The organism is Halomonas sp. TD01, assembly GCF_923868895.1.
GTDB lineage: Bacteria > Pseudomonadota > Gammaproteobacteria > Pseudomonadales > Halomonadaceae > Vreelandella.
The window spans coordinates 79,033-91,291 of the sequence record NZ_OV350343.1; the positions used below are offsets into that span (position 1 = coordinate 79,033).

The window sequence follows — 12,259 nt, forward strand, 5'->3', positions numbered from 1 at the left end:
AAGCATTACAGAATCGAGAAAGGGGCCACGACTGTGAACTTGATGTCGTGTTCATCCTGAAAGGCGTTTTTAAAACCGCCATCTCCCCAGGAGGCGTAGTCGGTGCGGTTGTCGTAGCGGGTGTAGTGCAGTTGAAAGCGCGTGCCCTCGGCCCAGCCATTCTGAACCTTGTAATGCACATCAAAGTTCCAGGCGGACTCACTAAAGCGGCGGCCGGGGTCCTCAAAACCTGAGTAGGGACGTGCATCCCAGCCATACGCATGAGCCACGCCCAGCGACCAGCCGGGCAAACGCCACCCCTCCAGGTCATAGGTGACACCGGCGTAGAGGGACTTCTCGCCATCGTGATTCCAGTCGGACCGGGCATCCCACCAGACGTCCATGCGGCCGTTAGACGATGCATAAGGGGTGGTCATTCGCGGCAGGAAGTAGCCCTGAGCACCCGGCGCATGCACCCAACTAAACTCAAGCCGCCAATCGAAGGCACCTTGACCATAGTGAGCGGTAAGCACCTGTTGCCAGGCAGTGCCGTCATAGACGTCGTTGGCTGAGCCATCGTCATGGCGATCACGAGCGGCATAGGCCTGGTAACTCAAACGCAGCGGGGAATCGTTCAACTGGGTGGCATAAGACACCTTACCGAACCCTTGATCCATATAACCCTGGGCTTGCCCAAACGCTGCCTCGACTACCAGATCATCGGTGACTTCATAGCGCGCTCCCAACGAGTGCAGGTAGTCGATTGTTTCTCCGTCAGCTTGGCGGAACTCGTAGAAGCTCTGATACCAGGGGGCTTTGTAACGGTCGGCATGAAAATAGCTCAGCGACAGGTCACCTATCCTGGCTCCGAGCTCACCACCGCGATAAGTGCCCGGTAGGAAAGACCAGTTCGGGGCGATGACACTGGTGCCTTGAGGCTGCAGATACCCCAGCCGCCCCCACATATCGCCAAATTTCAACTTGAGGGCAGCCCGGTAAAGGCTGGCGCCATTCGTCTCCTTGCCGTCCCAGCGCTCCTCCCAGAGCGTACTCGCTGGGCGGAAATTAAACTCCGTACCCTGGTGGCGGTTCTGAAAGTCATAGGCGGCAAAGGCGGCTAGATCCAGCCCCACAACTCCCCCCGCATAACCGCTCGAGAAGTCGACGGCCAGATTGGCGGTAGAGTGCTGCAGGTTGGAAGCGTAAGCCCCTGGACGGCCCTCACCAGCTGGCCCCATACCTCCCTGACGACGATCACGATCTCGGTAGATATAAAACAGAGTGGTCTGAAGACTGGCCTCTTCCATAAAGCCCTGTGGCTCACCTGCAGAGGACGTCAAAGGAACCAGAGATAAGGTGCCGACCAAGGCTAGTTGACCAAAGCGACCTAAAGGCTGCCCTTTTTGGGGCGTAAATATGCTTGATATCAGCATGGCATCGTACCCGCTTGTTGTTGATTTTTTATTGAGCTTTGCAGTGATATGCACGTTTTTAAGACGCGCGGGGTCTGTGGGGCAGCGCAACGCTGCCCCATAAACATGGGTCTATGACGTAGAAGTCTTGGCTAAATCGCCACGGCTCCCCGTTACTCAGCAGGTGCCGAGTAACGGGTATCGATTACGAGCGTTAGGTTCTTAGTGAATGCGCGATAGCAGCGGCTTGATCTCCGACGACCAGATGCCATGTATTACTGCTCAACGCCTGAATGCCTCTACACCCCAGTTGGTCAAGCGCCGCGCTGTCTAGACCAGCGCCATCGACTAGCTCCACTCGCAGGCGTGTCTGGGCCTGAACCTCCAACCGCTGCACGTTGGCATCGCCGCCTAAGGCCGCTATCCAGCGTTGAGCCACCTCGGTGGGCAATGCAGTCGGTTGAGAAGAGTTTGCGGGGCTGGCAGGGTTATGTCCCGAGGAGGTGTCGGAATCAAGCACCGCTCCACTTTGCTTGAGCGCTTGTCGAATCTCATCTGCAATACCATCTGCAATGGGGCCCATCACCACCTGGAGACCGCCACCCTGAAGACGCATGATCCCCCGAGAGCCCAATGACTTCAGGGCCGGTTCATCGATCGCCTCGGGATTCTCCAGCACCAAGCGCAACCGAGTGGTGCAGGCACCTACGCTTTGCAGGTTGCCGGCTCCACCTAACGCCGTGACAAAAGCGGGACCACGCTCGCCTAGCGGCGTTGGGGCTACTGCCGGCCCTGTACTCTCTGGCTCGCGCCCTGGAGTAGGCAAATTAAAGCGGACGATGGCCCAGCGAAATACCGTGTAGTAAAGGGCGAAATAGACGAGCCCCACAGGCAACATCAGCCAGCCATTGGTGGAGAGTCCGTAAGAGAGTGCGAAGTCGAAAGCCCCTGCAGAGAAGGTGAAGCCAAGCTTCACATCCAGCCAGTGCAGCAGTGCCATGGAAATGCCCGTTAGTACCGCGTGCATGCCATAAAGCAGCGGCGCCAGGAACATAAAGGTAAATTCGATGGGTTCGGTGACACCGGTCAGGAAAGCCGTCAACGCCAGCGAAAGTAGCAGGCCACCCACCTGGGCACGGCGACCTTTTGGTGCTGCATGGTACATAGCCAGCGCGGCTGCTGGTAAGCCAAACATCATTACTGGGAAGAAACCGGTCATAAAGCGCCCCGCTGCAGGGTCGCCAGCAAAGAAACGATTTAGGTCACCGTTAGCCACTACCCCAGAGGCTGTCTCGAAACTACCGAAAACAAACCACACCAGGCTATTCAACACGTGGTGCAGCCCAGTCACAATCAACAAACGATTGATCGTTCCGTAGACGAAAAGCCCCAGTTCGCCTGCGCTTATCAGCCACTGACCAAGGGAATCAATACCATGCTGGATAGGTGGCCAGATCAACCCAAAAGCGACGCCCAATGCCACCGCAGCTAGCCCTGTAGCAATAGGTACGAAGCGTCGCCCACCAAAAAAAGCCAAGTACTCAGGGAGTTGAATCGACTTGTAACGATTATAGAGCAGGCCTGCGACGCTGCCGGAAATAATCCCTGCCAGCACGCCCATATCGATCTCGGGGTTGAGAGCGGTAAGCACCGCATCCAGCACCAAGTAGCCGATCACCCCAGCCAAGCCAGCAGCGCCGTTGCTATCATCTGCGAAGCCTACGGCTAAGCCGATGGCAAAAATCAGTGCCAGATTGGCGAAAATAGCCTCACCAGCGCCAGCAATGAAGGCAATATCCAGCAGATCAGGTTGGCCAAGACGCAGCAATAGGCCTGCGATAGGCAGCACCGCGATAGGTAGCATTAGAGAGCGGCCAAGCCGCTGCAGCCCGCCCATCAGGCGGGAACCGAAGGTCATGGAAGACATTTCAGCACCTCTCAAGGGTCGTTGTTGTTATATCGGTATGGTTTGCCCGGGACAGCCACGTGCTTAAGTGCTGGCGTACAGCAACAGCATCGTCCAGGGCCAGTAATGCGGGGAGTTCAGCTGCCAGCGCGGTAGCATTAAGGCAACGCAGGGCGGCTTTCACCGCAGGTACACGCGCAGGTTCCACAGACAGTTCATTGACCCCCAGCGCAACCAGAAGCGCCGCCACTTTCTCATCGCCAGCCGCAGCACCGCACACTCCTACGGGGCAGTGCCCCTTCGCGCCATCTACGGTGGTCTGAATAAGCCACAGCACCGCAGGGTGCAGCACATCAGCTCGCGCCGAGAGGCTTGGGTCTTCTCGATCCATCGCCAGGGTGTACTGAGTCAGGTCATTGGTTCCGATGGACAGAAAATCTGCCTCAACCGCGAGGCTTCTTGCGCATAGCGCAGCACTCGGGACTTCAATCATGGCCCCCAGAAGCGGGCGCGCTGTCAGCCCCATCTCGCTGGCCAGTGCCTCCAGACGCTGACGTACATCACGTAGCTCACTCACTTCACTGACCATGGGCAGCATAATATGCAACGTTTCCAACGGTGTGACGCCAAGCAACGCCCGAAGCTGGGTCTCCAGCAATTCAGGGTGACTGGCCCACAAACGAGCACCCCGCACGCCCAGCGCCGGATTAGGCACTGAAGGCAAGCGCAGATAAGGAAGCTGCTTATCCGCACCAATATCCAGGGTACGAATAATCACAGGCTTGCCATCTAAGGCCTTCACAGCAGCCTGATACTCGTCACGCTGAGTCGCTTCACTGGGGGCACTATCTCGCTCAAGAAAAAGAAACTCACTGCGCAGTAGGCCTACACCATCAGCGCCCGACTCCGCCGCCAAACGCGCCTCTTCGGCTCCACCGATATTGGCGCATACCTCAATTTCTCGCCCGTCCAGCGTGATCGCTGGCTCATGCGCTAACGCCTGCGCTTTCTCAGCTTCATAACGGCGAGCATCAATGCGCTCTGCCACTTCCGCCCGTTGAGCCGGGCTAGGTGTCAGCGCCAAGCGCCCATTTTCCGCATCTAGGATGACGCTCTCGTTTGTGGCGCTATGAGCAGCGTCGATTAGGCTTGCCCCCATGGCCACGAGGCAGGGAATACCTCGGGCACGTGCCAAAATGGCCACATGGGAAGTAGTGCCGCCACCCGCGAGACAAAGCCCAGCAGGATGTTGGGTAGCAACGGCCACCAGCTCTGAGGGTGTCAGTTCATCAGCAACGACGATGGCCCCCTTGGGCAGTTCAGGAAGTGCCGCTTGCTGGTCGTCGCTTAGTTCCACCATCACACGGCGCTGCAAGTCGCGCAGATCAGCCACCCTGGCGGCAAGCAGCGTATTTCCGCTCGCTCCAAGCCGTGCGGCTTCGGTATCCAGCGCCTCACGCCAAGCTTGGCCAGCACTGCGCCCTTCACCAATGTGCTTCCCGGCTGCTGCAACCAAATCGGGATCTTCTAGCCAGGCACCATGAGCAGCAAAGATTTCCGCCTCGGCGCTCTGCCCCTGGCGCGTTGCTTGCGCTTCAGCGCTGGCTAGCGCCTCGCCAACGCTTAATAGCGCCTTTTTCAAGCGAGCTGTTTCAATGGCTTCGCCCTCGCCCATCAAGGGAACGGCGGGTAGCGGCAATTGATAAGAGACAAGCGAGCCGATGGCTAAACCAGGGCTAGCCACTAAGCCAGCCAGTTCTCCCTCTTTAAGTGTCACTGCGGTTAAAGTAGATGGAGCAGGCGCGCTGTGCTCCTCCGCCTCTGGAGTGGTCAACAGCCGCTCGGCGGCATCCAGCGCTGCCTCAGCAGCCTCTCCCTGGGCAGTCAGTTTTAACGTTGCGCCTTCGGCCAAGCTCAAGTTCATTAATGCGCTAAGACTATCCGCGCTAGCACTGTCAGTGTTATCAGTTGAACTCTCATGCTGTACCGTCAGGCTTACGCTATGCTTCCGAGCAATAGCGCGAAGTCGGGCAGCGGGTCGCGCATGCAGCCCCGCTGCTAAGGCTAAGATCACCCGGCGCTCAACTAACGGCCCATTAGCACGTGTATTGGCAAGCTCAACGGCAGTGCGGGTTAGCACCAGTAAGGGTTCACCAAGTGAAACCTGCTCACCCTCGCGGTGCTTCGACGGCAGTAATTGCCAGCCAGCCGCCTCGGTGATCACCAGTGGGGTAATCAGCGCACTTGCTCCCCGCGCTAAGGCATCGGCATCGAAGCGGCACAGCGGGTCGCCAGCGCGCACGTGATCACCTACAGCGACCAAAGGCTCAATACCTTTCCCTTTTAACTCAACCGTATCCAGGCCTAAGTGAAGCAGTAATTCAACACCAGCCTCGGTTCTCAAGGTGAACGCATGATGGGTACGAGCGCACTGCACCACTTCACCATCACAGGGAGCGTGCAGGCACTCGCCCAACGGATCGAGGGCAATGCCTTCTCCCAGAGTTAGGCTGGCGAAAACCGGATCAGGCACCGCTATTAGGGGTACCACACCCCCCGTCACGGGGGCCTGCAGTGTTAATGATTGACTAGAATCTGACATGGGAAGACTCCCAAGATTGTTGTTATACGTTTACAGGGTGCAGGTGACTTTATTGAGGTGCCGAGGGCGATCTGGATCGCTTCCCCGGGCCTCTGCAAGGCCAGCCACCATTTGATAAAAGCTCTGAATCACCGACAGTGGCTGCAGGGCCTCATGACCAGCATCTACCAAGGTCAAATTGCGCTGTACCACGCTTTTGTCGGCAGCAAGGACTACTCGGGCGCCGACACTGTTGAGCCATTCGGTTAACTCCAGCAAGCCTGCCTGCTCGGGTCCTGGTGGCGCGAATACCAGCACCGGATAATCAGGGCCAATCAGCGCCATCGGACCGTGGCGGACTTCGGCGCCGCTAAAGGATTCAGCTTGAATCGCACAGGTTTCTTTAAACTTGAGCGCGGCTTCCTGAGCGACAGCAAGACCCGCCCCACGACCAATCACCATCATTTTGTCGGCGTGTAGCAACGCCTCTATGGCAGGAGACCAATCCATTTCCAGAGCCTGAGTCAGCCGCTCTGGTAACTGTTCCAGAGCAGCGAGTAGCAAGCGGTCTTCCTGCCAGTGACCGATGAGCTGCGCCATGGCAGAAAGCGTGGCAAGGTAGCTTTTAGTGGCGGCCACACTCTTTTCCTCTCCCGCATAGAGAGGGATTTCACTATCGCTGGCTGCGCCCAGAGGCGACTGCGGCGTATTGACTAACGCTATCGTTCGAGCCCCGGCGGCAGCGAGCGACTGCTGCATAGCGACGAGGTCAGGGCTTTGCCCAGATTGGGAAACCGCCAAGGCCAGCTGCCCTGTTAGCCGCCAAGGCGCTTTAGCCAGTGTGGTTAGCGAAGGCGGCAGCGAGGCCACCGGAATGCCTTTGCGCTTCATGCACAGGTAAGCAAAGTAGCTGGCAGCGTGATCCGAACTGCCCCGTGCCACGGTGACCGCTGCAGTAGGTTCGGCGAGACGTAAACGCTCGCCTAGCGCTGCGAGCAACGGCGCATTGCGCTGCAGCTGACCGCGAATACGCTCGGGAGCGTTGCGGGTTTCTTCAAGCATCAGAGACATTAAGAGGCTCCTTGGACGTTTCCACAGACATGACGGCCCTCGACATAGACCGCTTGGAGTTGAAGTTGGGGATCAAGGACGACCAGATCAGCCAATGCGCCCTCTTGAAGGCGGCCGATGTCGCCGATTCCCAGAAAATCGGCAGGAAAACGTGACAGGCGGTTCGACGCATCCTCCAGGGAGAGGCCGAGACTAACGAAGTTACGTAAAGCTTGATCCATGGTCAGCGTGCTGCCTGCCAAGGTGCCGTCAGCCAAACGAACACCTCCCAGGCATTTGGTGACGGTCTGCTCACCTAGACGGTAATCACCGTCTGGCATGCCTGCCGCAGCGGTGGAATCGGTAACAGCATAGAGATTAGGGATGCAGCGTAAGGCAGTACGGATGGCACCGGGGTGTACATGCAGCAGATCAGGTATTAGTTCGGCGTACTGCGCATGAGCAAGCGCTGCGCCGACCATTCCAGGTTTGCGGTGATGTAGGCCGGTCATGGCATTGAACAAATGAGTAAATCCGCAGGCACCATGGGCCATTGCCTCCACACCTTCTTCATAGCTGCCAAGCGTATGCCCTAGCTGAACCCGCACGCCCCGCTCGCTGAGATGGCGAATTAATGCATAGTGGCCGGCTAACTCAGGGGCAAGTGTCAGCAAGCGGATGGGGGCCAAAGCACACAGCTCGTCCACCTCCTCAATCACACCATTACGCGCATGGGCGGGTTGAGCACCCAGCTTGCCGGGGTTGATATAAGGGCCTTCCAAATGAACGCCCAATACCCTAGCGGCGTCCGGCTCCTGCGCCTCCATATAGCTAGCGACGTCGCATAACACCTGACGAATCTGGGCATCTGGCGCCGTCATAGTGGTAGCAAGCAAACGGGTGGTTCCAAAACGCACGTGGGTACGCGCTAGCGTGGCAAGCGCCTCGCCGCCCTCCATGGTGTCGGCGCCACCACCGCCATGCACATGCAAATCTATAAAGCCGGGAACAATGCGTGGATGCTCGTTGGTAGCGGGGTCTACCGGATCGCCATCAATACGCCTGATACGCCCTTCTTCCCAATGGATCTCTCCCAGGCGCCAGCCCTCGGAGGTGAGGATATTGCCAAACTGCATAAAATCTCCTAGCGGGTCAGCTCGACCATAAAGTCGTAGTAGTCAGTGCGGCAGTAGGTAATGGTGAGTTCCGCTGAGGTGCCATCGGCGAGATACCCAAGTCGCGTGACTTTGAGCAGCGCCTGACCTTCTGGCACCTCAGCAAGCGTCGCTAATTCTTCGCCGGCGTTGATGGCAGTAACATGCTGCAAGGCGCGCGCAATCCCTTTCCCACTCGCTTCCAGCGTTGCATAGAGAGACGTCTCGACCGCCAGCGGATCAGGCAGCACCGAGACGGGCAGGCAACTTTCTTCCACCGCCATCACTACCCCATCGGCTAAACGCAAACGTTTAAGGCGGGCCACCTGGGCATCAGCTCCCAGACCAAGGCGCATACTTTCTTCTGCACTGGGGTTGGCCAGCTTGCGCTCCAACCAATGAGAGCTCGGTGTAAAGCCGCGTTGGGTCAGCAGCTCGGTAAAACTGGAAAGCCGTGACAGGGACTGATTGAGGCGAGGGGTAATAAAGGTGCCAGAACCACGACTTCGACGAATGAGTCCAAGCTCTGCTAAGCGATCTAACGCTTTACGGGCAGTAATGCGCGAAACCGCTAAGCTTTCGGCCAAATTGCGCTCAGAAGGCAGCGCCTCACCGGCTTGCCAAGCGCCAGTTTCAATTGCCTGTTCTAGCTGGCGCGCTAACTGCTGATAAAGCGGTGTTGCGCCCTGAGGGTCAAGGTGCAGTTGAGTAAAGCGTGAGTCCATGAGTATCTCCCCGTAGCGGCCATACCAATTAAATACCACTATAGACCCAATGAGATACCAATCAAATACCAATTAGCTACAACTATGGTTGAATAGTGACGTCAGTTTTACCCAAGAAGGTGATAACACACTTACAAAATTGAACGCAGATCGTTGATAGTTTGGGGCCAAAGCGAACTTCGGGGTAACCACGATTGGCGCAGCCTTTGGGAATCCGTATAGTGGCAGGCTACTCTCGCCAACTGATTGAACACATGCTGCAAAACAACTCATTGCTTGCCCAGCTCAAGCAACAGATCCGTGATACCACCCCACGCGCTGAAGGGGTGATTAAAGCCACCGAAAAAGGCTTCGGTTTTCTCGAAACCGATAGTGGTGAATCCTATTTCGTACCGCCCCCCGCCATGAAGCAGGTAATGCACGGCGATCGCGTCGAGGCGGTGATCCACGAAAACGGCGACAAAAAGTCTGTTGAGCCTGAAAAGCTGATCGAAGCTGGGCTTGACCGCTTTGTTGCCCGTGTGCAAAAGCGCGAAGACCGTTTAGCCGTTGTGCCCGACCACCCTTCGATTCGCAACGTGCTAAAGGCGCGCATTAAGAACAGCCTGGATGAATCCACCATTGCGGATGGTGACTGGGTTGTCGCGCGGCTGGTACGCCACCCACTGAAAGAGAACGATCGCGGTTTCTTCTCACAAATTGATGAACTGGTAGCTAAGTCCGACGACCCCGCTGTTCCGTGGCGCGTCACCCTCGCCCGCCATACACTGGAACAGGAGTGCCCGGATGCAGGTACCGAATGGCCACTGCATGATGAAGGTTTAACCCGTGAAGACCTCACGGCGCAGCCTTTCTTCACTATTGATGGCGAAAAAACCCGCGATATGGACGACGCGCTGCACGTGGAAGCGCTGGAAAGCGGCGGTTGGCGGCTAAGCGTTGCGATCGCTGACCCAACGGCCTACGTTGAAGAAGGCCATGCGGCCGATCTTGAAGCGCGTACGCGTGCCTTCACGGTCTACCTGCCCGGCCAAAACGTGACGATGCTGCCTGAACAGCTGGCAGATGACCTCTGCTCGCTATGGGAAGGCCAGACTCGCCCCGCCCTTGCCTGCTCGCTGGACATTAATGCCGATGGCAGCCTGGGTGATTACCGTTTCTTTGCTGCTAACGTGAAATCCCACGCCAAACTAGCCTATGACCGCGTTTCCGACTGGATTGACGGTCAAGGTGATTGGGCCCCCGCCGACAATGTCGCGGAGCAGTTGAAAGCGCTGCGTGATTTGACAGAGGCGCGGACCGCTTGGCGCAACGAACATGCCCTGGTGTTCAAAGATCGTCCTGACTACGTTTTCGACCTGGACGAGGCAGGCAACGTATTGGGAATTCGCACCGAAGATCGCCGCATCGCCAACCGTATGATTGAAGAGTCGATGATTGCCGCCAATGCTTGCTGTGCGGATTTCCTCGCCAAGCATATCGGCCACGGCATCTTTAATGTGCACCGCGCTTTTGAGCCTGAAAAAGCCGAATCTGCTCAAGAATTCTTGGCAACCCAGGAAATCGAGGTTGCCCAGGAAGCGCTGACCGAGCTAGCTCACTACAAAGAGCTAAAGCGCGCCCTCGAAAGCCGTGATGATGCCTGGTTGGACGCACGTCTGCGTCGCTTCCAAGGCTTCACCAGCATGTCAGCCCAACCTGGCCCGCACTTTGGCCTAGGGTTACCGGCTTATGCCACTTGGACGTCGCCGATTCGTAAATATGGTGATATGGTCAACCATCGCTTGATTAAGCGCGTGCTTAAAGGTGAACAGGCGCCTGCGGAAGCCAGCCAGCAGCTCACTGAGCAACTGACCGAGCGTCGCCGCCTGAACCGCATGGCAGAGCGTGACGTAAAAGATTGGCTCTACGTACGCTACTTAACGCCAGCCGCTCAGAATCAGGACACCTTCGACGCGGAGATCATGGCGATCAACCGTGGCGGTATGCGGGTTCGCCTACTGGAGAACGGTGCCACCGCCTTCGTACCCGCCCCGCTGATGCACAGTGATCGAGCCAAAGTGGTCATTGATGACAAAGAGGGCCGCATTCAGATTGAGGGCGAAGAGCGCTACAAGCTGGGCGACAGCCTGCGCGTTGCGCTAACGGAAGCCCGCGAAGAAACCCGTTCGCTGGTGGCAAAGCCCACGGCATAAAACCTTTTATATAAACCCTCTATATAAACCGGCTAAATAGACAACAACGGCGCCTTACATTACAGGCGCCGTTGTTATTTTTGTGCGGCAGTCACTTACTGCCTTTTGTTGGCCTGCTGATGCTGCATGAAAAAGCGCAGCATTTCCTGCGTGGCATCGGGGCCTTTGGGATCGGTATAGCTACCCCTCGCGCTTCCCCCTGACCAGGCATGCCCAGCTCCGTGTATTTTCCACTGCTCCAGGCATGGCTTACCCGCCGCATCATGATGCGTGGTACGCGTGTAAGCATGACCATTGGCAGCTTTTCCCTTCTCTACCGTTGGCTTGTTGGCACCGCCTGCGGGACGTGATGCATCATACTGAGCGGCAACACGATCTGCGTTATTGGGATGCACGGTCGCGTCGCGATCACCATGAAAGATAATCGCGGGCACTTCTGATGCCCACTCGGTTCCTGGCTTTTTACCACTATTACCGAGCGGCCCCGTGCCACCTTGCATGGCACCCAACGCGTCAGGAAGGCTTTTTGCTACACCGTGGGGCAGCCCCGAGTGAACACCTACCGCTGCAAACAGGTCTGGATAGGTCATCGCTAACGTCGTTGCCATGGCCGCCCCCGCCGAGAGCCCTGCCACATAAACCCGGCTCGCATCGAGCCCATGGGTGTCTATGATCTGACGGGTCATGCCAGCCAGAATCGAAGGTTCTCCTCCATCGCGCTGCTGGTCTTCCGCCTTGAACCAGTTCCAGCATTTCGAGTTGTTGGCACTGACCGGCTGAGCGGGATAGAGCACGCAAAATTGCTGAACTTCAGCTACCTGGTTCATGTTGGTTCCAGCAGCAAAGTCATCGGGATTCTGCGTGCAGCCGTGTAGCATGACCACCAGCGGCAATGCCTGGCTCTTGTGGCCACTGGGGATATATAACTTGTAATCACGCGAGCCAACATGGTTAGAAAAATGCCCAGACGTAAACGCGCCCGCGCTGGCTTTCCGACCGCGACCAAACGCAGAAGACGAGGTTTTCGACGTTGGCCTTGATTTCGATGCAGTGCCATCTTCGTCGACAACCTCACAGGTTCCCTCAAAGATATTGCCACCCTGGTAGGGCTGGACTGGCGCTTCTTCCCCACTCGACTCAGGTATGGCGCCCTGGAGAAGTGCCATGGCTTCATGCAACTTGCCTGCGCGCGTCAGTCGCGTCGCTTCTTCCATTCGCTTATTCATAGTGGCGCCGATCATGGTCAATACCCCAATT

General features: G+C 57.2%; 8 protein-coding genes. 1 reads left to right on the forward strand and 7 read right to left on the reverse strand.

All coding sequences use genetic code 11. The annotated features are described in order from the left end of the window. Positions 1-5: 5 nt before the first annotated feature. The 6 genes from L1X57_RS00405 to L1X57_RS18770 all read right to left on the reverse strand — a co-directional run bounded on the left by L1X57_RS00405 (position 6) and on the right by L1X57_RS18770 (position 8,807). Positions 6-1,412: an OprD family outer membrane porin gene (locus L1X57_RS00405; RefSeq protein ID WP_009722529.1), complete on the reverse strand. Its 1,407-nt coding sequence runs from the start codon at positions 1,410-1,412 to the stop codon at positions 6-8. A gap of 193 nt (positions 1,413-1,605) precedes the next feature. After that, the gene (gene nagE, locus L1X57_RS00410) at positions 1,606-3,318 is read right to left on the reverse strand and encodes an N-acetylglucosamine-specific PTS transporter subunit IIBC (protein WP_009722528.1); all 1,713 of its coding nucleotides are present in this window, start codon (positions 3,316-3,318) and stop codon (positions 1,606-1,608) included. 1 nt (position 3,319) lies between these two features. Continuing rightward, the gene (ptsP, locus tag L1X57_RS00415) at positions 3,320-5,899 is read right to left on the reverse strand and encodes a phosphoenolpyruvate--protein phosphotransferase (RefSeq protein WP_234667852.1); all 2,580 of its coding nucleotides are present in this window, start codon (positions 5,897-5,899) and stop codon (positions 3,320-3,322) included. 30 nt (positions 5,900-5,929) lie between these two features. Beyond that, positions 5,930-6,949 carry an SIS domain-containing protein gene (locus L1X57_RS00420; protein ID WP_009722526.1) on the reverse strand — a complete coding sequence of 340 codons (1,020 nt, stop codon included), beginning with the start codon at positions 6,947-6,949 and terminating at the stop codon, positions 5,930-5,932. Continuing rightward, positions 6,949-8,064, reverse strand: a complete 1,116-nt coding sequence (gene nagA, locus L1X57_RS00425; protein WP_009722525.1) for an N-acetylglucosamine-6-phosphate deacetylase — start codon at positions 8,062-8,064, stop codon at positions 6,949-6,951. The genes L1X57_RS00420 and nagA overlap by 1 nt, the downstream gene beginning before the upstream one ends. Before the next feature lie 8 nt (positions 8,065-8,072). Next, complete coding sequence (locus L1X57_RS18770; protein ID WP_009722524.1) at positions 8,073-8,807, reverse strand: GntR family transcriptional regulator; 735 nt, start codon at positions 8,805-8,807, stop codon at positions 8,073-8,075. A 254-nt stretch (positions 8,808-9,061) separates the two neighbouring features. Here L1X57_RS18770 and L1X57_RS00440 point away from each other — a divergent pair, with 254 nt between their 5' ends. Then, complete coding sequence (locus tag L1X57_RS00440) at positions 9,062-11,002, forward strand: exoribonuclease II (RefSeq protein WP_039868750.1); 1,941 nt, start codon at positions 9,062-9,064, stop codon at positions 11,000-11,002. A 95-nt stretch (positions 11,003-11,097) separates the two neighbouring features. On the opposite strand, the gene L1X57_RS00445 is transcribed toward L1X57_RS00440, so the two are convergent. Beyond that, positions 11,098-12,243 carry an extracellular catalytic domain type 1 short-chain-length polyhydroxyalkanoate depolymerase gene (locus L1X57_RS00445; protein ID WP_009722522.1) on the reverse strand — a complete coding sequence of 382 codons (1,146 nt, stop codon included), beginning with the start codon at positions 12,241-12,243 and terminating at the stop codon, positions 11,098-11,100. Positions 12,244-12,259: the final 16 nt, after the last annotated feature.